The sequence below is a fragment of the Bacillus sp. GW821-FHT11D08 genome, from assembly GCF_058808515.1.
On sequence record NZ_JBXARS010000007.1, the window covers coordinates 149,833 to 174,647 of the forward strand.

The 24,815-nt window shown below is 40.7% G+C and carries 25 protein-coding genes; 15 read left to right on the top strand and 10 right to left on the bottom strand.

What is annotated here, in order from left to right:
• Positions 1 to 95: 95 nt before the first annotated feature.
• Positions 96 to 2,288 (bottom strand): peptidase domain-containing ABC transporter, encoded by a 2,193-nt coding sequence (locus tag AC1RRX_RS15000; RefSeq protein ID WP_144464738.1) that lies wholly within the window; start codon positions 2,286 to 2,288, stop codon positions 96 to 98.
• A gap of 51 nt (positions 2,289 to 2,339) precedes the next feature.
• Positions 2,340 to 5,522: a type 2 lanthipeptide synthetase LanM family protein gene (locus AC1RRX_RS15005; protein ID WP_144464740.1), complete on the bottom strand. Its 3,183-nt coding sequence runs from the start codon at positions 5,520 to 5,522 to the stop codon at positions 2,340 to 2,342.
• A 211-nt stretch (positions 5,523 to 5,733) separates the two neighbouring features.
• Between AC1RRX_RS15005 and AC1RRX_RS15010 the strand changes: the two genes are divergently transcribed.
• The gene (locus tag AC1RRX_RS15010) at positions 5,734 to 6,318 is read left to right on the top strand and encodes a flavoprotein (protein ID WP_042635634.1); all 585 of its coding nucleotides are present in this window, start codon (positions 5,734 to 5,736) and stop codon (positions 6,316 to 6,318) included.
• A 48-nt stretch (positions 6,319 to 6,366) separates the two neighbouring features.
• Here the strand turns inward: AC1RRX_RS15010 and AC1RRX_RS15015 are convergent, their stop codons facing one another.
• The 5 genes from AC1RRX_RS15015 to AC1RRX_RS15035 form a co-directional block, all read right to left on the bottom strand.
• Positions 6,367 to 7,008, bottom strand: coding sequence for a response regulator transcription factor (locus AC1RRX_RS15015; RefSeq protein ID WP_007614849.1), 642 nt, complete (start codon positions 7,006 to 7,008; stop codon positions 6,367 to 6,369).
• A 99-nt stretch (positions 7,009 to 7,107) separates the two neighbouring features.
• The gene (locus AC1RRX_RS15020; protein WP_029325769.1) at positions 7,108 to 7,314 is read right to left on the bottom strand and encodes a plantaricin C family lantibiotic; all 207 of its coding nucleotides are present in this window, start codon (positions 7,312 to 7,314) and stop codon (positions 7,108 to 7,110) included.
• A 280-nt stretch (positions 7,315 to 7,594) separates the two neighbouring features.
• The gene (locus tag AC1RRX_RS15025) at positions 7,595 to 8,329 is read right to left on the bottom strand and encodes an ABC transporter permease (RefSeq protein ID WP_012118839.1); all 735 of its coding nucleotides are present in this window, start codon (positions 8,327 to 8,329) and stop codon (positions 7,595 to 7,597) included.
• A 17-nt stretch (positions 8,330 to 8,346) separates the two neighbouring features.
• On the bottom strand, positions 8,347 to 9,105 hold the full coding sequence (locus AC1RRX_RS15030; RefSeq protein ID WP_012118838.1) for an ABC transporter permease: 759 nt from the start codon (positions 9,103 to 9,105) through the stop codon (positions 8,347 to 8,349).
• The gene (locus AC1RRX_RS15035) at positions 9,102 to 10,013 is read right to left on the bottom strand and encodes an ABC transporter ATP-binding protein (RefSeq protein ID WP_042635632.1); all 912 of its coding nucleotides are present in this window, start codon (positions 10,011 to 10,013) and stop codon (positions 9,102 to 9,104) included. Before AC1RRX_RS15035 ends, AC1RRX_RS15030 begins: the two co-directional genes overlap by 4 nt.
• A gap of 242 nt (positions 10,014 to 10,255) precedes the next feature.
• On the opposite strand from AC1RRX_RS15035, the gene AC1RRX_RS15040 reads away from it, so the two are divergent.
• The 7 genes from AC1RRX_RS15040 to AC1RRX_RS15070 all read left to right on the top strand — a co-directional run bounded on the left by AC1RRX_RS15040 (position 10,256) and on the right by AC1RRX_RS15070 (position 17,349).
• The gene (locus tag AC1RRX_RS15040) at positions 10,256 to 10,978 is read left to right on the top strand and encodes a response regulator transcription factor (RefSeq protein WP_031379171.1); all 723 of its coding nucleotides are present in this window, start codon (positions 10,256 to 10,258) and stop codon (positions 10,976 to 10,978) included.
• On the top strand, positions 10,975 to 12,414 hold the full coding sequence (locus tag AC1RRX_RS15045; RefSeq protein ID WP_012118835.1) for a sensor histidine kinase: 1,440 nt from the start codon (positions 10,975 to 10,977) through the stop codon (positions 12,412 to 12,414). The genes AC1RRX_RS15040 and AC1RRX_RS15045 overlap by 4 nt, the downstream gene beginning before the upstream one ends.
• A gap of 149 nt (positions 12,415 to 12,563) precedes the next feature.
• Complete coding sequence (gene yxdJ / locus AC1RRX_RS15050) at positions 12,564 to 13,253, top strand: two-component system response regulator YxdJ (protein ID WP_144464742.1); 690 nt, start codon at positions 12,564 to 12,566, stop codon at positions 13,251 to 13,253.
• A complete protein-coding gene (gene yxdK, locus AC1RRX_RS15055) occupies positions 13,250 to 14,227 on the top strand; it encodes a two-component system sensor histidine kinase YxdK (RefSeq protein ID WP_144464744.1) in 978 nt (325 codons plus the stop codon). The genes yxdJ and yxdK overlap by 4 nt, the downstream gene beginning before the upstream one ends.
• Before the next feature lie 144 nt (positions 14,228 to 14,371).
• Entirely contained in the window at positions 14,372 to 15,145 is a 774-nt protein-coding gene (gene yxdL / locus AC1RRX_RS15060; protein WP_007614823.1) for an ABC transporter ATP-binding protein YxdL, read from the top strand.
• Positions 15,120 to 16,988, top strand: a complete 1,869-nt coding sequence (yxdM, locus tag AC1RRX_RS15065) for an ABC transporter permease YxdM (RefSeq protein WP_144464746.1) — start codon at positions 15,120 to 15,122, stop codon at positions 16,986 to 16,988. The genes yxdL and yxdM overlap by 26 nt, the downstream gene beginning before the upstream one ends.
• Before the next feature lie 13 nt (positions 16,989 to 17,001).
• Positions 17,002 to 17,349 (top strand): YxeA family protein, encoded by a 348-nt coding sequence (locus tag AC1RRX_RS15070; RefSeq protein WP_094032042.1) that lies wholly within the window; start codon positions 17,002 to 17,004, stop codon positions 17,347 to 17,349.
• A 40-nt stretch (positions 17,350 to 17,389) separates the two neighbouring features.
• Here the strand turns inward: AC1RRX_RS15070 and AC1RRX_RS15075 are convergent, their stop codons facing one another.
• Positions 17,390 to 18,352 (bottom strand): iron-hydroxamate ABC transporter substrate-binding protein, encoded by a 963-nt coding sequence (locus AC1RRX_RS15075; protein WP_144464748.1) that lies wholly within the window; start codon positions 18,350 to 18,352, stop codon positions 17,390 to 17,392.
• A gap of 129 nt (positions 18,353 to 18,481) precedes the next feature.
• On the opposite strand from AC1RRX_RS15075, the gene AC1RRX_RS15080 reads away from it, so the two are divergent.
• Complete coding sequence (locus AC1RRX_RS15080) at positions 18,482 to 18,874, top strand: hypothetical protein (RefSeq protein ID WP_007407824.1); 393 nt, start codon at positions 18,482 to 18,484, stop codon at positions 18,872 to 18,874.
• A gap of 50 nt (positions 18,875 to 18,924) precedes the next feature.
• Here the strand turns inward: AC1RRX_RS15080 and AC1RRX_RS15085 are convergent, their stop codons facing one another.
• On the bottom strand, positions 18,925 to 19,287 hold the full coding sequence (locus AC1RRX_RS15085; RefSeq protein WP_237436955.1) for a hypothetical protein: 363 nt from the start codon (positions 19,285 to 19,287) through the stop codon (positions 18,925 to 18,927).
• A 160-nt stretch (positions 19,288 to 19,447) separates the two neighbouring features.
• Entirely contained in the window at positions 19,448 to 19,834 is a 387-nt protein-coding gene (locus AC1RRX_RS15090) for a hypothetical protein (RefSeq protein WP_007407822.1), read from the bottom strand.
• A gap of 110 nt (positions 19,835 to 19,944) precedes the next feature.
• Here AC1RRX_RS15090 and AC1RRX_RS15095 point away from each other — a divergent pair, with 110 nt between their 5' ends.
• From AC1RRX_RS15095 to AC1RRX_RS15120, 6 genes are all read left to right on the top strand, one after another.
• A complete protein-coding gene (locus tag AC1RRX_RS15095) occupies positions 19,945 to 20,364 on the top strand; it encodes a lipocalin family protein (RefSeq protein WP_007407821.1) in 420 nt (139 codons plus the stop codon).
• Positions 20,354 to 20,878, top strand: a complete 525-nt coding sequence (locus AC1RRX_RS15100) for a hypothetical protein (RefSeq protein ID WP_144464752.1) — start codon at positions 20,354 to 20,356, stop codon at positions 20,876 to 20,878. The genes AC1RRX_RS15095 and AC1RRX_RS15100 overlap by 11 nt, the downstream gene beginning before the upstream one ends.
• Before the next feature lie 68 nt (positions 20,879 to 20,946).
• Positions 20,947 to 21,759 carry a sugar-phosphatase gene (yidA, locus tag AC1RRX_RS15105; RefSeq protein ID WP_094032036.1) on the top strand — a complete coding sequence of 271 codons (813 nt, stop codon included), beginning with the start codon at positions 20,947 to 20,949 and terminating at the stop codon, positions 21,757 to 21,759.
• Positions 21,760 to 21,829: 70 nt separating this feature from the next.
• The gene (gene deoR / locus AC1RRX_RS15110; protein WP_007407818.1) at positions 21,830 to 22,771 is read left to right on the top strand and encodes a DNA-binding transcriptional repressor DeoR; all 942 of its coding nucleotides are present in this window, start codon (positions 21,830 to 21,832) and stop codon (positions 22,769 to 22,771) included.
• Positions 22,772 to 22,861: 90 nt separating this feature from the next.
• Entirely contained in the window at positions 22,862 to 23,530 is a 669-nt protein-coding gene (gene deoC / locus AC1RRX_RS15115) for a deoxyribose-phosphate aldolase (RefSeq protein WP_004393277.1), read from the top strand.
• 92 nt (positions 23,531 to 23,622) lie between these two features.
• On the top strand, positions 23,623 to 24,804 hold the full coding sequence (locus AC1RRX_RS15120) for a NupC/NupG family nucleoside CNT transporter (RefSeq protein ID WP_004393280.1): 1,182 nt from the start codon (positions 23,623 to 23,625) through the stop codon (positions 24,802 to 24,804).
• The last annotated feature ends 11 nt before the right edge of the window (positions 24,805 to 24,815 follow it).

The window sequence follows — 24,815 nt, forward strand, 5'->3', positions numbered from 1 at the left end:
TGGCTTGTTTTGTTTCAGTCTTTCAAATTATAATCTGCGGACATGGAGATAAAGGGTATAGCACGCGTTATTGAAATAAAATAAAGTCAGCGGCCTCAAGTTTTGCCAGTTGGCTCATTGAGGAAAAAGGGCTTTTGCAGCGTAGCTTTCTGTCTATCCCCTACTTGTTTTATCCATAAGTCATAATAATATCCCTTTTTCTCTAATAACTCTTGATGTTTTCCTTTTTCGACTATTTTTCCTTGATCTAATACCACTATTAAATCAGAGTCTTGGCTGCTTAAAAGACGATGAGTTATTACAATACGGGTAATATTTGATTTTGCAAAGTATTCGTCAATTTTATGCTCTGTCAATGTATCCAAGTTACTTGTTATTTCATCTAAAATGACTATAGAAGGGTTATCGACGATAGCTCTTGCTATTGCTATGCGCTGACGCTGCCCTCCTGATAACATACTGCCATTTTCCCCGATAATTGTGTTATATCCCATTGGCATTCTTATTATATCTTCATGTAACTGCACTCTCTTTGCTGCTTGTTCAATTTTATCTTGAGATAAGCTTTTAAATCCAGCTATATTGTTTGCAATAGTATCATTGAAAAGAAAGCTTTCTTGTAATACGACACCCATTTGTTTTCGGAGCTCGTAAAGGTTTAAATTCTTCAAGTCGTGTTCACCATAAAATACTTTTCCCTTAGTGGGTTTGTATAACCCCAGTATAATTCTTGATAAAGTTGTCTTTCCACTACCTGTACGGCCTACGAGAGCTAATTTAGTACCTGACTTAATGTTTAATGAAACTTCTTTAAGAATATGTAAGCTATGATGTGTAAATGTGACATTTTCAAGTTTTATATCTTGTTTTGATAGTTCAGTTTCAATTATTGAAGTTTGGTTGATTTGTTCGGGCTCAGTTTCCATAACATCTTGCATTCGTTCAAAAGTGTCACCGACCAATTGAAATTGTTGCATGCTTGTTATTAAAGAAGCAATCGGCAACAAGAAAGATGTTCCTAAGCTGCTAAACCCTAATAAGCTTCCGAGTGTTAAATTTCCGGTGATAACTTCTTTTGATCCAAACCATAATAAGAGAAGGGGTGCACAATATCGGATGCTTACACTTATGCTATCCATTATAGCGTCTAAGTGGTATCGCTTTGAAAATGCTTCGATTTGTTTATCATAGTAATTTGACCACTTTGTTAGGATAGAATGATCTAAACCATTTGATTTAATAAAAGTGATAGCTCTTAGAGCTTCCACCAAAAAACTTTGTGTAGTTGTTTGAATTGATAAGTCATTATGGATTAAAATTTTTATTCTTGGAATCAAAATCATCATTAGTAAGAATTGAATAATTGCCAATCCAATAGCAAAAAATGCAAGTTTAAATGATTGAGTTAACATAGCAATAAAAAATGAAATCAAAGTAATAATATCTAGTACTATTGTTGCTCCATTCTTAGCTATAATCTCCCTTATCATGGAAATGTTACTTACTCTCATTGCAATATCACCGGTTGTTCGATTTTCATAAAAATTGAGAGGTAATTTTAATAAATGTTCCACAAAATCGTTTGAGATGCTTTTACTTATAATAGCTTGAAGTTTAATTGTGAAATAATTGCGGATAAACATAACAAGTCCCAATATAAAAACTGCTATGATGACTACAATTCCTAAAAATAGAAAAGAATTTGTTGATTTACTTATTAAAGAATGATCCACTAAATATTTAATTAAAAAAGGAACGGCTAAGAAGACTACTTGTGTGATCAGTGAAAAGAGAGTGATAAGTGAAACAATAGTACGGCTTTTAACTATATAACGTAAATAATACTTTGCTGCGGGTGATGGCATCGTCTCTTTAAATTTATCTGACTTCTTAAAAGTCAAGATTACCTTGCTATAATGTCTTTTAAATTCTGCTTCGGATAATTTCAATTTTCCTCTGTTGGGGTCAATTATATGAAAAAGACCCTTTTTAATCTGTTCTAAAACCACAAAGTGCCGTTCATCCCAAAATATGATGCAGGGAAGATATGAATTGATATGTTTTTTTAAATCTTTAAATGAAACTTGGTATACTTTGCAGTTAAGCCCATAATATTCTGATACTGATTTTAAAATGGATACAGATACGCCATTTCTTTGGGCATCACATTGTTCACTTATTTTATTTAGAGATATAGTACTCCCATAATAACTTAAAATCATGGTGAGGCAGGCGGGCCCACACTCATATTGTCCCATTTGTCTTACTAGAGGAACTCTTCTTCTCATTGGATCACTCCTAAGAAATAGAGCCTTAACAAAGTAAGGCTCATTTTAATTTTACAATTTTAGCTCTAAAGGTGATTGGAGTCTCAAAACTGATGGTACTTCAGTCGGTGCAAAAATCTTAAGCAATCCAAGTCCTATACCTGCATACCCCATCATTAAGGATGGGGATTCGTTATTTTTTTCAAATCCACTTAACCATCCTCTGAGCTTTATATCATTTAAAATTTTATGGCTTAGTTCTGTTACATTTACGCTTAACTTAAAGTTTTCCGCTGCGTACATAAGGATGTCCAGATTACCTAAATCACCATGGCATAAAGAATGATCATGTTCAAAACCATATTTTAGGGTTGTATTAATTGCGACATGTGCTTCATCTTTTATCAATTCATTTTGATTGTGTGGCAGGATCAATATCCTACTTAATCCTATGCCTGCTGCGCCATTACACCAAGCAACAAAATTATCATTTCGAAACTGTCCGTTTTCAAGTTTAATATCTGCCCAATTGTTTTTTTCTGGGATAAACAAAGTTCTTTCAAATTCTAACGCTTTTTCCGCTACCTCTTTAAATACAGTTTGCTCAGTAATTGCGTAAATCTCATAAAGAGCCCATATAATTCCTGAGGCACCATGAGCAAATCCGGAGGCTGGCGTTGGGTTTGCCGGGACTTTCCATCCAACCCCCTTTTCCATAACGTTTATATTTTGAATAAGACGATTTCCGCATTTTGTAATCAAGTTTAAGATTTGTTCTTCTTTATACCGTTTAAACAAATTTATTAAAATAACTGCTGTCCCAGCCACCCCTGTTAAAATATCGTTGTTTTCATCCCTTTCGATCAGAGAATCTAATTTGTTGAGGGCAGAATGAAGTTCGTTTTTCAATAGTTGTTCATCATTCCATAACTTTGATAAATGATCCAACAAATAAAGGTAAGAAGCAATTCCCCCAAAGGCACCTAAATCACTAGATGCAGACATATTTTTGTGTACTGCCACTAAAGCTTTTTTAGATAGTTTGGTGTATTTTTCATTGTTAGAGAGGCGACCTAAATAAGCAAGGAAGAGAGAAATACCTCCTACACCCTCGTATAATGAACTATTTGCAGCCGAAATCTTGAATTGATCCTCTCGTTGATTGTCAACAAACGATCCGATCCAAGATACATCCTCTTGTCCATCTAACTGTTCACCTTCAATCGCCCTACTAGCAAGAAAGTCTCCGATTTTAATAGCTTCTTGAAAAAAATCTTTTGGGTTAAAAACGTGTAATCGAGGATTTATATCAAATACTTTATGTTTACGATAAGAATCCTTAATTACTAAAATAGCTGTTTTTATAAAGCTTACTTGTTCATGACAGTCACTTTCATTCATTTCATTTATTTTTTCCTTTGTCTCATTTAAGGCAGATGTTTTAAAAAAATTGTTGATTTTTCGACCGTTGGAATCCCACATATTTGTAGATTCAGGCTTGCTTGTGAAATATGGGATATCCCCAAGGAATAAGTCTTCCTTTTCACTATTTACAACTTGGTTCAATCGTGGATTCAATTTTGTATCTAGCCACAATTTATCTAAAATCATTTCACGATCTAAGCCGTCTCTCATGAAATCTGGATGTAAACTTATTTTCAGAAGGTTTGCATAGCGAGATGTACCACGCAATATTTGTCTTACAGTAACCCCTTTAAAAGAATCTATTTGTTCGAGCATGTCTTGTTTATATTTCATGAAAAGGAAGTAGGTTTCTTCAAATCCTTTTATAATATCTCCTTCGTAAGCAACAGTATTAATGATTTGTCCATGCAGCATAGGTCTATGCTGACTAACTGGAATTGGAAAGTTTTTTTCTTCTATCCTGACTGTATCTTTATCTCGATCAACTATTGTACTGGTTTTATGCGGAGATACTTGTCCTTCTTGTGCACCTAATGCACTAAGGTCAATTCCTTCAAATCCAGCTTTACTATTTATTTTTCTCGGTAATAACCCAATTCGCAAAACTGACCGTTCAATATGTTCTTGTGCGCGACTAAAAGCACTGGTATCTGTATACGTAGAATTATTATGAAATAAAGATTCTAAATCAACTAAAATAGGATATTCTCCATCAGCAATTAAATTTTGCATATGAAAATCTACCGCATTCATTGCATATAAGATAGCCAAATAACTTCCAATACGCCAATAAAACTTTCCAATTTGCAGCTCTTCCTGACATTCTTTATAAGAGATAAACTGCGTCCATCCATAAGATTTTTTGTTAAGTGTGTGTACAGTTTTCAAGTCAAAACTTAAATTTTTACCATTTAGATAATTTACAAACTTATTAAATTTTACGTCTATTTCTAATGAACGAGGCTTATACACAATTTTAATTCCAGTTTCAAAGTTTAAAATGGCGACTGTTTTTCCTTTGTTATGAGTGTCTGAGACGCCACTTCCTGTATCGATGGAAATAATTTTCCCTAATTTTTGACCATTACTAAACTCAGACTCTAATATCCCTTTATCCTGATGAAATCTTACAAGGAGATCAGAAGTATTTTGAATCCAATACATTGTTTTTGTTGCTAACAGCCTTGTTAAAACTATGTATTCTTCTCGAATTGATCGAACATATGTCGGGTCATTTAAAAGGGCTTGATTGAAATAAGAGGCTCGTTCTTCAGAAGTTTCACCCCTCAGCTTTCCTGATACCCTTGCTACATTTAACTCCAATATTAATATCCGACTACTTATAGCTGATAAAGTTTCACCAAGATTATTAAGTAAATCATCAATTACCGACGGACTAAGTTCTTCCTTTATCAGAGATTTATTAGAGTGAGAATATAATACTTCCTCTAATTTGCCTCTTGCTATTTTCAAAAATGGTTTTATAAAACTAAAGAAGAGAATATCTTTTCTAACTTCTATATTTACATCTTTATAGGATTGTTCATCAACTAGCTGAATAATTTCAAGCCATCCTTGATGATCACCTTCATTAATAAATTCCACTTCTTTTGCATTGATAGTATGCCTTAGAGTTTCTTCGTCAATATTTTGAGTGGCTAATACATCCTCAATTCGAATCCCCTCATCACTTTCAACAAGGCTTTTCCATCTTTCGAAGCGTCTGTTTGTTAGTTCATCCCAATTAGTATTAAGTGAACGCCTTACTTTTCTTTCACTTAACGAAGAAGACCTATTCCATACCGAATTCCGTTTGAATTTTGTATGCATATTGAACACCTCATTTTTAATAAATTTGAACAATTAATATTCCTTAATTATCCATAAATATAGCAGGACCATTTAAAAGTTAAAAGAATTTTAAAAGAAGTTTAGGTTTATTTTATATGTGTTTATTAAGAATTTTTAATATTTGGAATAAACACCACAAAAAGAATAATTATGTAGTATGATTGTTTAAAATTTACAGGGGGATAAAAAAATGAGTATTTCAATATTAAAAGATAAAAAGTTATTGATCGGGATTTGCGGATCAATCTCATCTGTCGGCATCTCCTCGTATCTCTTATATTTTAAAAGCTTCTTTAAGGAAATAAGGGTTGTTATGACAAAAACAGCGGAAGACCTTATTCCAGCTCATACTGTTTCTTATTTTTGTGACCATGTATACTCAGAACATGGGGAAAACGGAAAAAGACATAGCCACGTAGAAATTGGCCGCTGGGCGGACATATATTGCATTATTCCAGCTACGGCGAACATCTTAGGACAAACTGCTAATGGTGTAGCAATGAATTTAGTTGCAACTACTGTATTAGCTCATCCACATAACACTATTTTCTTTCCTAATATGAACGATTTAATGTGGAATAAAACAGTTGTTTCCAGGAATATTGAACAATTAAGAAAAGATGGGCATATTGTTATTGACCCAGTTGAAATTATGGCGTTTGAGATTGCGACGGGTACAAGAAAACCTAATCGTGGTCTAATTACACCCGACAAAGCTTTATTAGCATTAGAAAAAGGGTTTAAAGAAAGAACAAAACACCCCTCACTAACATAAATGGGATGACTCAAAAGTCATTTTAAAATGATTTTTGGGTCATCCTTTTTACACGACATTTTTTGAGTCTGCTTTTTTTTCAAGACAAATATATGTACTGTCTGATAAGAGGTACCCTTTTCCAAACTTTGTTTGAAGAATCTTTGGATCTCCAGGGTTATCCTCTACTTTTTCTCTAAGAGAACTAATGTGTACATAAAGACTTGACCTACCAGTAAGGTCAGCATATTCAATAAGTTCTTCAGAACATACTATTTTATTTGAATTTAAATAAAGCAAATATAAAATTTTAAATTCTTGTATTGCTAGAGGGATATATTCATTCTTTTTCCAAATACAATGCTTTCCAACGTCGAAAAAAGTTGTGAAAGACAATTGAAAAACATTATGTTTTAGGGTTGAAACATTATTTATTTGATTTAATATTGGACCAGGGTTATAATCGGAAACGTTAGTTTCTAAGGAGTTAAGTATTATGACTGGGCAAGATATCGATTTTATCAGTTGCAACACTAGATCATTAGGGTGGCAAGTATCGATGATTACAGAGGAAAAATTTTCTTTGGATATTATTTGTTTTAATTCATCCAATGTGTTAACATTTATTATTTCATTACTATCTGGCGTTAATAAATGATTCATATATGCTTGGAAATAGCTATTTTCTGAACAAACGAGAGTTTTCCCCAATGATTTACCCTCCTGTTTTTTTAAGAATTTTCTAATAGTTCATATTATAATAAAATATAGGCTGTTCCTTCTGAAGGGAAACAGCCTATATAAATCAAATTAGCAAATACATTCAGAAGTTAGAGTACAAACACCGCCGCCACCAGGCAATGTAAAAGTACATGCTGCTTCCATGTCTCCCGCACCTACTAACTTATCCATTTGTGCTTCTTTCAGCTCACTGAATGGGTTACCAGCTGGATTTTGTGTAGAATTTTCACGGGAAAAAGGATCTTTCCATGAACGAATGATAGCTTCTTGACTCATTGTATTCACCCCCTTACTAAGTATAGTATTATATTAACTCATAATCAAAAAAATGGAAGAGATATTATTAAATGTAAAAGATGTTTAAATAAAGAGTCTTAAGATATCTTTATATTTCTTATGTCTTATGCTTTGAAACATCACCTTTCCCATTAGTCGTTTAGTTTCAAAGAATACAACCAAAAAGATTTAGTCTTACCTTCATATAAATTTCTGTTTTACATAGCGCTAGTCAAATTAGTTTACCTTGTCTCGAATTCTCATAAGTACCGCATATACCCTACGTAAGGTCTCGTTTAGTAAAATTTCTTATTCCGTAAACCAGGAGACCGAGACATGTTATTACCATAATTGAGTAAAATAGGAAGTTTGATTGAATCGGTGATTCATCTTCGGGTGACATTGCTAACATAGGCTGTGTCCATGGATATACTTGACCTAATGGTGTACTGGCAATAATAATGGCCGGTAATGTAAAAACAATGCTAACAGCGAGTGGTATGCCAAATGTTTTAGACCTGATTGAAACAATAAGCTGCAATAAAATTAATGGTAAACAAGCTAAGATCCCTCTAATTCCATAACCTAGAATTGTAAGTAAAGGAAGACTCCCGCTTATGCCTAACATATAACCAAATCCAATAAATAAGAGGATTAAAATGAACATACTAATGAATATCATGCGGACCACTGTCAGAAACTTTCCCAGAAAGATATCTGAGTGTTTGACTGGTAAGGCTAGAAGCTGTTTCCAACCGCCTCCTACATGTTCCCCCCTGCAAACGAGGGCGGCGAAAATTCCCACTACGATAGGCAATACAAAAGGGCCCATAAATAAGGCAACTTGTGTCCAAGCCTCTACCCAGGGATTGTCTCCAGGATTCATAAAAAGGTTATAGTTTTTAATAAAGTTCGTGTATGCCAGGGATACACCTAACAAAGGCCCTAATAAATAGATGATCCATAACTTTGATCGCTTAAGCTTTAAACGTTCTACAAATAAAATGTTTTTCAAGTATTTCGCCTCCTTTTTTACAAAGCATCCCGTTTAGCAAAATGAATAGAGCCTAGAAATAATATAATTATCCCTAAGAAAAGGCTAATGCAAAGGTAAGATGAAAGATCTGGGTTATATCCTATACCTTCATACTGCAGAATGACTGTCGAAGATTGACTAGGATAAGCCAGCGGAAACCATCTCGTTGATTGAGCAGCTGCCAAAAACAAACCCATTATAGATGATATTGATCCTACAAGAATCGAGAATGCTTGGTTGCTAAACACCATAGATAACCATATCTGGAATGCCATTATAGGCAGTACTGTAACTAACATGCTGTAACTATCTCCAAACAAAAGTCCCCAAGGTACACTACCTTCGAATCCTACCAGTTTGCCCAGCAGTACCATGCCGAGCAAGAAGATTGTTGACGAAATAAATAAACTGACTACTAAGCAAATAAATTTACTTACATAAATTCGCATTCTAGATACGGGAAAAGAAAGGGTTTGCTTCCATCCGTTTGCTTGATGTTCTATATTTGCTATTATTGACGCAGAAAGTGTTGCGGCTAATGGAAAACCCAGACCAAATAACAAACTGTTATCATACAGTAAATACATCCACATTGATCCAGCATGGAACATTTCAGCTTGTTTTTCCACGTATTCAGATCGATAAGTAAGATTTACCAACTCATATGCTATAATGAGTAAGGGAACCAATAAGACTACAATCAATAACGACGAACGTTTCAGTTTTAATTGATCTGCCCACAATAACTTTTTCATAGACTTCCCTCTGTACCAGTTAATTCTAAAAAAATATCCTCAAGCGATCGTGTCTTTTCTTCAAGTCGAAATACAGACAGCCCTGAATGAAGAAGTATGGAATTGATTTCTGAAACAAATTCCGGTTCTGTTTGAGACAGCCACAAATAATTTTTTTGTAAATCAACCTTTAATCCTTTCCTGTTTAGTATTGTTTTTGCTTCGATTACGTCACTAACACCGACTTTTAATAGTGGTTTTCGTTTTTGATGTAAACTTGCAATCGAGTCCTGAAAAATCATCCTTCCATTGTTGATAATTCCCACTTGAGTAGCCATTTGGTCTATTTCACTCAATAAGTGGCTGGATACAATAACACTCATTCCCGATTTAGGCAATTCTTTAATTAGCTCTCTTATTTCTTGGATACCGGATGGATCTAAACCGTTTGTCGGTTCATCCAGAATTAATAAATCAGGACTGCTTAACAGGGCAACTGCAATTCCCAAACGTTGTTTCATTCCAAGGGAATACTCCTTAGTCAGTCGATTTGCTACTTTAGATAACCTTACAGTTTCCAATACTTCATTGACCCGTTGTTCCGGAAGTCCTCGTAACCTCCTAACAGCTTCTAAGTTTTCGTAACCTGTTAAATTACCATAATAAGTTGGAGATTCTACCAGTGACCCGATTCTTTGCAATATCTGCAAACGATTCTTGTTTAGGTTTTGGCCAAAGATTTCGATGTTTCCTTTTGTTGGTTTAATTAAACCTAATAACATTCGGATGGTTGTTGTTTTACCAGCACCATTCGGTCCAAGAAAACCATAAATTTCGCCGCGCCTAATCCTTAAGTTTAATCCATCAACTGAAGTATGCTTTTTATACTTTTTAGTTAGATCGTGTGTTACCACTATTTGATCATTCATTTGTCTCTCACCTCACTTTTATCATAAGCGATGTTCTTTAAACACAAACGAAACTCTTCCTAAACATTCACTTAACGACATCCCTGGTTTATTTTCTGTATGTAGTTATATTGATACCTGAATATCAAGGTCGAAAATTTAAAGGAATATTCTGAACCCTTAACGAAAGTTAAATTTTTTCCTTTTCTGACCTTTATGTCATTGATCTCATATAAAATAAGAAATAAAAAGGAGGGTAACTTATGACGTTAGAAGAGAACAAAATCCTCATGGTGGATGATGACGAACATATCTTAAACTTATTAATAACTTGCTTTGAAAAGGAAGGTTTCAGCAATATTTCCACAGCTATGACAGGGAGCGAAACCCTTCTGAAAATCGATCAGGAACTTCCAAATATTATTTTATTAGATGTCATGCTTCCGGACACGGATGGCTTCACCTTATGCAGCAAAATACGCTCCCATACAAATGTGCCGATACTCTTCTTAACAGCAAAAACAACAGATTTAGATAAATTGCAAGGGTTTAGTTTTGGAGGAGATGACTATATTACTAAACCATTTAATCCACTAGAAATTGTAGCTCGTGTAAAAGCCCAATTAAAGAGAATGACTCAACTCTCTACTTCTTACCCTCTAAAACAGGTATACGATTATGAATATTTTAAAATAGATCCCAATACCGGCAGACTTGTTGTTAACGGGACAAGAATCGATTGCCCTGCTCAGGAAATGAAACTTCTGATTTATTTCTGTGAACATCCCAATCAAATTTTAAGTAAACACCAAATTTATAAAGATGTGTGGGGGGAGTTTTACGGCGGAGATAGTACTGTAATGGTACATGTAAGACGATTACGTGAAAAATTAGAGGAAGACCCGAGCAGACCAAGATGGATTAAAACGGTTCGAGGACAGGGCTATATATTTGAAGCAGAGCCTATAGATGAGGATTTATTGTGAAGCTGAGAAATAGGATAGCATTTTACTTCGTATCGAGACTTTTTTTACTCATGTTTATTTGGGGTCTGCTCATTGTGGGCAGTATCATATTTTTCAGCCTCGTCTTAGGTCAGAATAAAATGGAAACGCCGCACTTATCCTTAAAAAAAATTGTTGACCAAACAGTTGTTGCAGATAAACAATTTTCAATAAATACGAAAGCAAAAGAAGATTTATTAGAGAACCGAATGTGGATTCAAATTTTAGATGAACAAGGAGATGAGGTTTTTTCTTTTAATAAACCTAAAAATATACCTAAGCATTATATTCTTGGAGAGTTAATATCAGATTACATGTATCCTGCCAAAAAAGGTTATCAATTATCTACGTGGTACGAAACGAAAAACAATCAGGATTTAACATGGGTATGGGGAAAACCGATGGAAAAAAATAACCCTTTTTTCTATTGGGTGAATAACTTGTGGATAGTTTCTATTATTATGGCAGGGATTGTAATTGCAATATTTTACGGAAAAAAACTAGGTGCTCCCCTGCTGTTTATTGTATCTTGGATTGAGAATTTGTCTAAAGAAAAATATGAAGAACCTTATGATTGGAAGTTTCATTCAAGCAAATATAGACATAATAAATCTGGATATAAGACCTATCAAGAATTAATGCAAGCTCTGTCTGAACTTACCTCAACGCTTCAAAGGAATAAGGCTGAGAGAGAGTTGTTGGAAAAAACAAGAGAAGAGTGGATGGCCGGTGTCTCACATGATTTAAAAACCCCTCTTTCGGTTATTAAGGGATATACGGTTCTTTTATCTTCAAATGAATATGAGTGGGAAAATCAGCAAGTGCGTGATTTTTCCTTAATAATGGAAGAACGTGTCGAATATATGGAAAAGCTGATTGAAGATTTCAACTTAACTTTTCAATTGAAAAATGAGTCGCTTCCAATCCATCTTGAAGAAAAAAACGTAGTGAAAGTAATTCATGACACTTTAGAAAAAATGAAGTTGCTACCGGAGTCAGAAAATAAGAGATTCGCTATAGAATCCAGTCACAATAAGATACTTTTTAATATGGATGAAAGGTACCTAAAGCGCGCAGTTGAAAACTTGATTGCTAATTGTATTAAACATAATCCTCCGGGCACTAAAATAAAGGTCATATTATATCATGACGTGTTACATGACAATGAAATACAAATTATAATAGAAGACGATGGAATAGGAATGGACGAAGAGACGGTTGAATGTTTATTTGATCGGTATTTCAGAGGGACAAGCGCTTCGTCAAATAACTCAGGGACTGGATTAGGAATGGCTATTGCTCAACAAATTATCAAGGCACATGGGGGAAATATTGATATATATAGTCAGCCGGGAATTGGCACAAGATTTAAAATTACCTTTCCGAGTCCGCCATCTAAGTATAACAATGTCAATTAGAAATAATCGATCTTACATTGAGAAAGGGAGAAGCGGGTCTTTTATAAAGGCCCGCTTTCTCATGTTGCAGAGAACCGATGAAAGCATTATGATGGGGGCATCAAATAATGAGGGCTCCGAAAAGCCGTATCCTTTTGGAGGATGGTTGCATGAATAAAATCATGATTGTGGAAGACAGTGAAGACATTCGCGGACTATTGCAGAATTACCTTGAAAAATACGGATATCAAACAGTGGCCGCTGCGGATTTCACGGCTGTTCTTGATGTTTTTTTGCGGGAAAAGCCTGATGTGGTGCTGCTTGATATCAATCTGCCGTCTTATGACGGCTATTATTGGTGCCGCCAGATCCGCCAGCATTCTACAAGCCCGATCATTTTCATCTCTGCCAGAAGCGGGGAAATGGATCAAGTGATGGCGATTGAAAACGGCGGAGATGATTATATCGAAAAACCGTTTTCCTACGATATTGTGCTGGCGAAAATCAAAAGCCAGATCCGCAGGGCATACGGAGAGTACGCCGCCAAGCAGGGAGAGAAAGTGGTTGAATATGCCGGTGTGCAGCTCTTTGTGGAACGGTTTGAACTGCGCTTTCAGGACGAAAAAAGCGAGCTTTCTAAAAAAGAAAGCAAGCTTTTGGAAGTGCTGCTGGAGCGGGGAGAAAAGGTGACGGGAAGAGACCGGCTCATGGAAAAAACGTGGGACACCGACATTTTCGTCGATGATAATACACTTAACGTGTATATCACGCGGCTCAGAAAAAAACTGCGGGAGCTGGATGCGCCTGTTTCCATTGAATCGGTGCGGGGCGAAGGCTACCAGCTGAGGGCTCAGTCATGAAGCTGTTTCTCCGGTCTCATGCCGTGCTGATTCTGCTTTTTCTCCTTCAAGGACTGTTTGTCTTCTTTTATTACTGGTTTGCGGGTCTTCATTCTTTTTCCCACCTGTTTTACATATTGGGCGTGCAGCTTCTTATTTTGGCGGGATATCTTGCCTATCGCTGGTACAAAGACCGCGGCGTGTATCATTGGCTCAGCTCGGAGCAGGAAGGGACGGACATCCCGTATCTCGGTTCTTCAGTGTTTTGTTCAGAGCTGTATGAAAAGCAGATGGAGCTGACCCGGATGCAGCACCAGAAGCTCCATGAGACCGAAGCCAAGCTTGACGCGCGGGTGACGTATATGAACCAATGGGTGCACCAAGTAAAAACGCCGCTGTCGGTCATTAATTTAATCATTCAAGAAGAGGATGAGCCCGTCTTTGAACAAATCAAAAAAGAGGTCCGGCAGATTGAATTCGGGCTGGAGACGCTTCTTTATTCTTCAAGGCTTGACCTGTTTGAGCGGGATTTTAAAATTGAAGCGGTTTCCTTATCAGAGCTTCTCCAATCGGTCATTCAAAGCTATAAACGATTCTTTATTCAATACCGCGTCTATCCGAAAATGGACATTCGCGATGATCATCAGATTTACACCGATGCAAAATGGCTCAAATTTGCGATCGGCCAAGTGGTCACAAATGCGGTCAAGTATTCAGCGGGCAAGAGTGACAGACTTGAGCTGAATGTCTTCCGCGATGAAGACAGGACGGTGCTTGAAGTCAAAGATTACGGTGTCGGGATTCCCTCGCAAGATATCAAGCGGGTGTTTGACCCTTATTACACCGGCGAAAACGGGCGGCGTTTCCAAGAATCTACGGGAATCGGCCTCCATCTCGTCAAAGAAATTACGGGCAAGCTCAATCATACGGTGGACATCAGCTCGTCCCCGGGTGAAGGGACATCGGTCCGATTTTCATTTCTTACAAAAATGTAAGACTGCGTTAAGAAAACAACATAGCTCATTCTGTTTCCCCTTGATAACATGGATTTATGTCAAGGGGATTTTTTATGCTGAACGCCCCGGCACTACATGAAAGCAGTCCAGATCAACAAGAATAAAACCATAAGGAGGATTTTCATGGCGAATATGCTTGAAGTCAAACATATAAATAAAACCTATAAAGGACAAGTGTCCTATCAAGCTTTGAAGCAAATTTCATTTTCAATAGAAGAAGGCGGGTTTACGGCGGTGATGGGGCCGTCCGGGTCCGGAAAAACAACGCTTTTGAATATCATTTCAACGATCGACCGTCCGGATTCAGGCGATATCCTGATTCACGGAGAAAACCCGCATCGCCTGAAGCGGACAAAGCTCGCTCATTTCCGCCGCAAGCAGCTCGGATTTGTGTTTCAGGATTTCAACCTTCTGGACACACTGACAATCGGTGAAAATATCATGCTGCCGTTAACGCTTGAAAAAGAAGCGCCGTCTGTCATGGAAGAAAAACTGCACGGCATCGCGGCAAAGCTCGGAATCGAAGACCTGCTCAACAAACGGACGTTTGAAGTATCCGGCGGACAGCGCCAGCGGGCCGCCATCGCAAGAGCGGTCATTCATAAGCCGTCACTCATTCTGGCCGATGAACCGACGGGCAACCTTGATTCCAAAGCGTCAAAAGACGTCATGGAAACGATGCAGAGCCTGAACCAGGATGATCATATCACGGCTTTGATGGTGACCCACGATCCGGTTGCGGCAAGCTACTGCCGCCGCGTCATCTTTATAAAAGACGGCGAACTGTTTAATGAGATTTACCGCGGGGAAAACCGCCAAGTCTTTTATGAGCAGATTCTCGATGTGCTGTCTATGCTGGGGGGAAACGCAAATGACCTTTCTTCAGTTCGCTTATAAAAACGTCACGAGAAACAAAAGGGCCTATCTTGCCTTCTTTTTAAGCAGCGCTTTTTCCGTTTTGATTTTCTTTACCTTTGCGATGTTCCTGTTTCATCCGGCTTTAAAGGAAGGCTACCTGAATAACATCGCCAGAAAAGGCTTAACCGCCGCGGAATGGATGATCTTTGTTTTTTCTTTCTTATTTGTTCTGTATTCGGTTAATGCATTTTTGAAATCGAGAAATAAAGAATTCGGCATCCTGCTGATGCAGGGAATTACGCCGGGGCAGCTGAGAAAGCTCATTACGGCGGAAAACATGATCATCGGCGTTATGTCGATCGCAGCCGGGATTATCGGAGGCTTCATTTTTTCGAAAACGTTCTTTACGGTCGGCGCTTATATTTTAGAAATGGACGCGCTGCCTCTGTACATGCCTTGGAAAGCGCTCGGCATTACGGCCGGCGGATTCCTGCTCTTATTTTTCCTTTTATCGCAGTTCACGATCCTTTTTGTCAGATCAAATACGGTGATCAAATTAATAAAGGGCACTGACAAGATCAAGCCGGAGCCGAAGCCGTCCGTGCTTCTGTCTATATTCGGCATCGCCTGCCTGTGCGGCGGGTACGGCATGGTTTTAAAAGGCAATGTCCACGGGACTCAACCGTTTATCATTTTACTGCTTACCGTCATCGGCACGTATTTCTTTTTCAGCCAAAGCAGCATCTGGATTCTGCGCGCGCTGAAGAAGTGGAAAACCTTTTATCTGCGCGGGAAAAATGTCATTTGGGTTTCTGATCTTGTTTATCGTTTAAAAGACAACGCCCGCCTGTTCTTTATCGTCAGCATTATTTCTGCGGTTGCGTTTACTGCGACAGGCGTGCTCGCAATGTACAAATCGACTGTCGGGGCGGAAGAGTCCGCCTATGAGATGGAGTATGTATCTTACAGCAATAATCCAAAAGAAAAGACTCATTTGAAAGATATTGACCATGAACTGAAAACACACGGCTTTACGTATAAGAAAGACAAAATAAATGTTTCCTATGTCCGCTATCAGGAAGGAGATACTGTTCCGCCTGTTTACATGATCAGCGAATCGGATGTGTCAACATACTTCCATGTTAAGCTGAGCGGCCTGAAACATGATGAGGCTGTCTATTTCCCGGGCACGTATGACCGCAATTTCAAAAACGAAGCGCCGGATCAGCTGAAGCTGCTGAACCAAAAAGGCAAGCCGTCTGAACAAAAACTGACGGTAAAAGAAGTCGAAAAACCGCTGATTTCATTAAATGCCGTCATCGCGGTGAACGATCAAACCTTTGATCAGCTTAAATCACTCGGTGAAAAAGCGTCATTATACGGCTACAGCTATGATCATTGGAAAGACAGTCTTGGGATCAGCCAATCCTTGAAAAATGAGATTTACGGCAACTATATCGACGTGCATTCTGATTTTATGGCAAAAGCCGGGACGTACTATGATACGGTGCAGCTGCCGAGCCTGAGTTTATTTATCGGCCTGTTTATCGCAATTGTATTCTTTGTCGCGGCAGCAAGTTTCTTATATTTCAGGCTGTTCACTGATTTAGATGAGGACCGGGAGCGCTATCGTTCACTGGCTAAAATCGGCCTGAGTGAGCGTGAAATGGCACAAAGCGTGACGATACAATTGGCGATTCTCTTTTTCTTTCCTTTCGTCATTGCCGTCATGCATACGCTGTTTGCCTTGAGAACATTGGCCGTGGAAGGCTATTCCGATGTAGCGGGGCCGCTCAGTCTGACCATCGGAGGGTTTTTCATCTTTCAGCTTCTGTTCTTCCTCACAGTGCGGTCAAGCTATTTGAAAAAAATGAACAAGTAAGGGGAGTGCACAGATGAAAAAAGCATTGGCAATCCTGGCCGTCTTGGCGGCCGCTGCCGTCATATACGGACTTCTCTTTTTTCATAATGATGTTACAGACAGATTTAATCCGTTTATTCACCAGCAAGATGTTTATGTACAGATTGATCGAGATGGCAAACATCTTAGCCCGGGCGGTACTGAGTATACATTAGACGGATATAATGCATCCGGGAAAAAAGAAGAAGTGACCTTTTTCGCCGGGAAAGATCTTCGGAAGAACGCGTATTTGAAAGTGAAGGCGAAAGGAAAATATGTCGAGACCTGGGAAGAAATCAGATTTGAAGATATGCCGGGCTCCGTACAGTCAAAATTAAAGTGAACAGGAAAAACGGCACAGTGTCATGACTGTGCCGCTTTTTTTATTTTTTATTTTCTTCAGCCCGTTTGATCAGCATGTCGGTGATGATATCCATCTGTTTGCTGACGGCAATCGGGTCATAAGGATAGAAAGTGTTGAAATCGTTGATAAAGACACGATTGTTTTTTACGGCATCGAGATTTTTCCAAACGGATGAATCTTTCAGACGCTCAAATGTTTTGCTTTCTCCATTCGGATTGTAATCGGTAATGAACATATAATCAGCCGCATATTGAGGGATGACCTCTTGGGAAACCTGTTTCATGGCGCCCGTTTTCATGATGTCTTTTTCAATTTTGGCCGGCGCTTTCAATCCGAGCGCGTTATAAACGGCTTGGCCGCCGCGGCCGGAATTGTCATTGAAAATCCAGATTTCGCCTTTATCCGTCGTTTCATAAAGGCCGACTGTCTCGTCTTTGCCGATCACGTTTTTGAGGCGCTTTTGATTGGCTTCGGCTTTTTTGTTGAAGTCTGCCATAAAGCTTTTGGCTTTATCCTTCGCCCCGGCAATGTCGCCGAATAGGCTGACCGTATCTTTCGTATTCTTTGCGGTGTTAAAAGGAATGACAATCGTCGGCGCGATTTTTGATAGTTTCTCGTATTGGTCATCCTTCATCAGCACGATTAAATCAGGCTTCAGCTGCATCACTTTCTCCACATTGACGGGATTGCCGATGTCAGTAATGTTTTTCAGCTGTTTTTTGATAAACGGATTTTTGAAAGTCCATGAGCCCGCCCCCACGACATTTGCGTCAACGGACAGCAGCTCACCTGCATAAAAGTCAGTGACGATCCGCTTCGGATGTGCGGGTATGTCAATATTCCCTTTTGTTGATTCATATGTACGCATGTCTGTCTTTCCTTTGCCTGATGCCGATCCGTTGTTTTCCTTCGCGCCGCTGCAAGCGCTTAATGCGAAAACAAGCAGAAGTGCCAGGCCGATCAGCCATGATTGTTTCTTCATAATGATCCCCCTATTTCAGTGATAATGATTATCATTATTAATATAGCAGGAAGACGTCATTCCGTCTATGTTTTTTATAGAAAACCTTCCTTGATTATCCATGTTATAGTAGTAAAGGAGGAGGAATGAATGTTGATTACGAAAAGAGGAACTTGGTGGGAAGTGCTGCACAGCTGGTGGCTGCTGCTGACTTTCGCGCCGTTTGCGCTGACCGCTTTCTTGGCCTTTTTCTATATCGGCTACCGGGCTAAGAACAAAAAATGGCTGAAATACGGACTTATCTATTTTATTATTTTAGCAATTGCTTTTGTGCTGCCGAGCACGCCGGGCGTGTATATCGTGCTGCCTTTATGGGTCATCTCCATCATCCACGGGCTGAAAGTGCGGGCGGCTTATTTGATACAGCTTGATGTGTTTAAACAAAACGTCGAAGCAAGAGCGTTTGAAGCGGTAAGGCATGAGGCTGAAGCAAAATTCGGCGGAAAACCCGCTCATCGCATTGATCTGACAAAACAGAGATAAAAACAAATGACAAAGCCGGTATCTCGCGCTTTGTCATTTGCATGACCGGCCTATTGCTGGTATGAATGCTGCTGAAACGGTGTGTGATGCTGTGTTTGCGGGAATGAAGAAACATTAGCGTTTGCCATCGGTGTAGGCATGTGTCCGCTTACTTCCTGCTGAAGCTGATTGCACACATTCACGATTTGCTGGCATTTCTGAATGGCCGCTTCATGCCCCTGCAGCGCTTGCTGAATGGTATGAACGGCATGCTGTTCATGGTTAAGCATCTGCTGAAGCATTTGAATGTTTTGCTGTTCCTGCTGAAGCATTTGCTTGTACTGCTGACTGCTTTGCTGTGTCTGCTGAATAAGCTGCTGTGCTGTTTGGCGGCATTGCTGCAGCTGATTTCCGCTGTATTGGTTTTGATACATCATGAAGACCTCCTGGAGTGATTGATTTTACACATTTATCATGTGAAAGAATAGGAGAGGCATTCATGGAAGAAGAGGATTCAAATATTTACCTGTTATGTACAGAGCGGAATACAAGGCTCGGGATGGCCTGTTGAGCTTTGTATTCCGGCCCTTTTTCTCAGAAGCCGCCTTCTGTAGCGTGAAAAGGAATATTGAGTCTGTTTTCGACTGCGCGCAGGCGCTGATTCAAACGGTTTAAGCGGCGGGTATGGATTTCAATGGACTGGCTCAGCCGTCTGATCTGCTCATTCATACGCGTGATTTCCCGGTTTTGGCGCTGGTCTTCTTGTGAGAGGCGGGTGAGCTCTCTCGTTTGCTCGGCGTTTTGTCTTTCAAGCTGGGCGACTCTCCGTTCTAAACCTGTCGGCTGCCGCTCTTCGGACTGAGGGGGCGCATAATAATAGCTTTCCTGCTGCTGATACGGCTCATACTCAACGCGGTTCACTTCGTATTCCTGCTGCTGAGGGAAATAGGCAGGCGGGGTGTAGTACTGATATGGGTTCATTCATCATTCTCCTTATCTAGTGAAGTCTTTATACACTATGTAGTCAATTGCACAGTGCCACGGCATCCGCCTAAGTTACAGGCGTAAAAAAGCTTCAAAGGAAGGTGATCATGTTGCGGAACATACGGATTTTCATCATGACGGTTCTTGTTTTCGGATGCGTCATGATAACAGGCTGCTCGCAAAAGAAAGCAGACGATACCCCTTTTTATTACGGGACATGGGATGCAGGGCTGAAACCGGGCCCGATGGACGGGGTCAGATCTGAAACCGTCACGTTTACGAAAGACAGCGTGCTGACAAAGCAGGTCATTCAAGGCCGCGGCGAGGTTGCCATGCCCTCAGATGTGTACAAGGTGATCTCTCAGAACACGGACGGGACGATCGAGATTGAATACCTCGGCCATCCGCACCCCGTCAAAAGCACGTTGAAAAGAGGAAAAAACGGTACGCTCATTTGGAAGATATACGGAGAAACAAAAACAATGACAAGAATAAAAACCGGCGGGGAGGATGCACATGAGAAATAAGGCTGCCGACAGACTCGTTTTGACGGGTGTCATCGTACATATCATTCAATGGTTTTCACTGTTATGGTTATTTTTTATGCTTTTTGATCAGTTCGGGCGTTTTACCATTTACAATCCCAATGTCGTCAACGGAAGCATGCAGTCTTTTTCATTCTTTGATATGATGCGCGCTCTTCTGTTTTCCGGCACGCTGCGGAATACGCTCCTGCTGTTTCTGTTTGCGGCAATGCTCATTTACTTGTGGGTGAACGCTCTGTTTATCCTGCTGGAAATCGTTTCTTATATCATGATCAGGTGGAACAGCCGTTCATTATGGGCATACTTTCCCGCAGCGATGGGAATAAAGCTTGCCCTTCTGGACATAGCGGCCGTCCCTTTCTTTGCGGCGGGGCTGATGCTCTTGAAGCAGAAAACAGATGACGGCGGCGAACAAGCTGACAAGGGGAAAAGACGGCCCCGCATCCGGAGGCAGGTCCGGTATACGAAGAGAAGGCGGAGAAACTTGTCCGTTTGATTTTTCATTGAAACGAAAAAACGATATGATGAAAGCATAAGAAGAAAAGGATACAAAGGAGATGCAGGATGTACAAGTTAATCGCAATAGATATGGACGGAACACTACTAAACGATCATCATGAAGTGACGGCTGAAGTCCGCGGGGCGCTTGATGCCGCCAAAGCGGAAGGGGTCAATATCGTCCTGTGCACGGGCCGGCCGATCGGCGGCGTGCGTCGGTATTTGGAAGAGCTGAACTTACAGGAAGAAGGCGACTTTGTGATTGCCTATAACGGCGCACTCGTCCAAAATACGTATACAAACGGTGTCGTGGCCGAGCAGTCATTAGGCTTTGAAGATTTGAAGTCGCTTTACGAGCTGAGCTTACAGCTGGATACTCCGATGCATTACTTTGACACAGCCAATCTGTACACGCCGAACCGGGATATCAGTGAATACACGGTATACGAATCATACATTACGAAAGTGCCGCTTCATTTCCGCACGATCGATGAAGTGCCGAAGGATATTCTGATTCCGAAAGTCATGTTCATTGACGATCCGGACAAGCTGGAGAAAGCGGTCGCTTCCATTCCGGAATCATTCAGGGAAACATACACAATGGTCAAAAGCGCGCCATTCTTCCATGAGATTCTTCACCCGAAAGTCAGTAAAGGAAACGCGGTCAAGCTGCTGGCCGAAAAACTCGGCATTGAACAGAAAGACGTCATGGCAATCGGCGATAACGGCAACGACATGTCCATGATTCAGTGGGCCGGCTGCGGTGTGGCAATGGCCAATGCCATCCCGGAAGTAAGGGAGATTGCTGATTTTGAAACGAAATCAAATAACGAACACGGCGTGGCGCATGCGATTCAGGAGCTTGTGCTGAAAAAATAGGCACCCCATCAGAGGGTGCTTTTTTACCGCGTGTTTTGGTGATATGATAAGCGGAGAGGGGAGGCGCGACATGGATCGTGAAAAACAGCAGCTCAGCATAGAAGCGGCAAAACTATATTATCAATCAGATTACAGCCAGCAGCAGATCGCCGAACGGCTTGATCTGTCACGCCCCACCGTTTCAAGGCTGCTGCAGTACGCAAAGGAAAAAGGGTATGTTCAAATTCGCGTCATGGACCCGTTTGAGGATCTGGACGAACTCGGCGCGAAGCTGGAAGAAAAATACGGGCTGCTTGAGGCGCACGTCGTCTTTTCTCCAAGCGACGATTACCAGGCCATTACACATTACTTAAGCCGCTATGGCGCAGACTATATGCATAAAACCGTAAAGGACGGCGATATACTCGGCGTAAGCTGGGGGACGACGATGTACCAGATCGCAAGCCGCATGGAGCCGAAGCAGGTAAAGAGCGTTGAAGTCGTGCAGCTGAAAGGCGGCATCAGTCATTCCAATGTTAATACGTACTCGTCAGAAACGATTCAGCTGTTCGCCGAAGCATTTCAGACCATGCCGAGGTATTTGCCGCTGCCGGTTATATTTGACAGCGCCGATGTGAAACAGATGGTCGAACGGGACAGACATATTAAGCGGATCATTGAAATGGGCAGACAAGCCAATATCGCCCTGTTTACGGTCGGAACCGTCCGGGATGAGGCGCTGCTTTTCAGACTCGGCTATTTCCGGGAAGAAGAGAAACAATTGCTGAAAGCACGCGGAGTCGGCGATATTTGTTCGCGCTTTTTTGACGAGGAAGGCAGGATTTGCAGCAGCAGCATTAACGGCAGGACGATCGGAGTCGAGCTCAGCGACTTGAAAATGAAAGAGCGTTCGATTCTGGTGGCGGGCGGCAGCAGAAAATGCAAGGCCATTCACGGTGCCCTGAAAGGAAAGTACGCCAACGTTTTGATTACCGATCAGCATACGGCCAAAAAACTCATTCAAGAATTGTGACAATTCATGAACATAATTTCAATTACCAATTTACATATGTTCAAAATTCGGTTATTCTAAACGTATCCTAGGAAAAAGGAAGTGCATACAATGTCAATTGCAAGTCAAATAGACCATACTGCTTTGAAACCGCATACACAAAAAGCGGATATTTTACAACTGATAAAAGAAGCAAAAGAATATAAATTCGCTTCCGTTTGTGTAAACCCGACTTGGGTCAAACTCGCAGCGGAGGAACTGAAAGGCACTGGAGTTGACGTTTGCACCGTTATCGGATTTCCTCTCGGCGCAACGACATCGGAAACAAAAGCATTTGAAACGAAGGATGCCATCTCAAAAGGAGCCACTGAGGTTGACATGGTCATCAATATCGGCGCATTAAAAGACGGCGATGATGAAGCGGTTGAAGCTGATATCCGCGCGGTAGTTGAAGCAGCTGATAAAAAAGCGCTCGTCAAAGTGATCATCGAAACATGCCTTTTGACAGATGAAGAAAAAGAGCGCGCGTGCCGCTTGGCGGTATCCGCAGGCGCAGATTTCGTCAAAACGTCTACCGGTTTTTCTACAGGCGGGGCAACGGCTGAAGATATCGCTCTCATGAGAAAAACAGTCGGACCGGACATCGGGGTCAAAGCATCAGGCGGCATCAGAACAAAAGCTGATGTTGACAGCATGATCGCTGCGGGCGCGAGCCGGATCGGCGCAAGTGCGGGCGTCTCTATCGTGAGCGGCGGAGACAGCGGCAGCAGCGACTATTAATCAGCAGTGCGGAAGCTGAAAGCTTCCGCCATCCTCTTTCTTTGTTGATGCATAAAAAATTGTAAGCGAATACAAATAAAAGGAGAACACATATGAAGTATCTCATCGGAATTATCGGAATCATTGTGTTTTTAGGTCTTGCCTGGCTTGCCAGCAACGGCAAAAAAAGAATCAGAATCCGGCCGATCGCCGTCATGCTCGTGCTGCAGCTGATTCTCGGTTATATTCTCCTCAACACCGGTATCGGGAATTTTCTTGTCGGCGGTTTTGCAAAAGGATTTAACTACTTGCTGGAATATGCATCAGAAGGGATTAACTTTGTATTCGGCGGGCTTGTGAATGCGAAACAGACGACGTTCTTCATGAGCGTGCTTCTGCCGATCGTCTTTATATCCGCTTTAATCGGAATTCTGCAGCATTGGAAGGTCCTCCCCTTCATCACGAAGTATATCGGTCTTGCGTTAAGCAAGGTGAACGGAATGGGGAAAATCGAATCTTACAACGCTGTCGCATCCGCGATTTTAGGGCAATCAGAAGTCTTTATCAGTTTGAAAAAACAGCTCGGTTATCTTACTGAACAGCGCTTATATACGCTTTGCGCATCCGCAATGTCGACGGTCTCAATGTCGATCGTCGGTTCTTACATGATGATGCTGAAGCCCGAATACGTCGTGACGGCGCTTGTGCTGAACTTATTCGGCGGATTTATCATCGCTTCTATCATCAACCCGTACACCGTCAGCAAAGAAGAGGATTTGATCGTCGTTCCTGAAGAAGAAAAGCAATCCTTTTTTGAAGTGCTCGGTGAGTATATAATGGATGGATTCAGAGTCGCCGTCGTTGTAGCGGCGATGCTGATCGGATTTGTCGCACTCATTGCTCTGGTCAACGGCGTTTTTAATGCGGTCTTCGGCATTACATTCCAGGCGCTGCTCGGATATGTATTCGCGCCGTTTGCGTTTTTAACCGGTATTCCGTGGAATGAAGCGGTGAGCGCCGGAAGCATTATGGCGACGAAAATGGTATCGAATGAATTTGTGGCGATGCAGACACTCTCATCCGGCGATTTCCATTTCAGTGCGCATACACAGGCAGTGGTATCTGTATTCCTTGTCTCATTCGCGAATTTCTCCTCTATCGGAATTATTACCGGTGCGGTGAAAGGGCTGCATGAAAAACAAGGAAACGTCGTCGCGCGGTTCGGGCTGAAGCTGCTGTACGGCGCAACGCTCGTCAGCTTCCTGACAGCGGCGATCGTCGGATTGATTCACTGAACATAAATAAA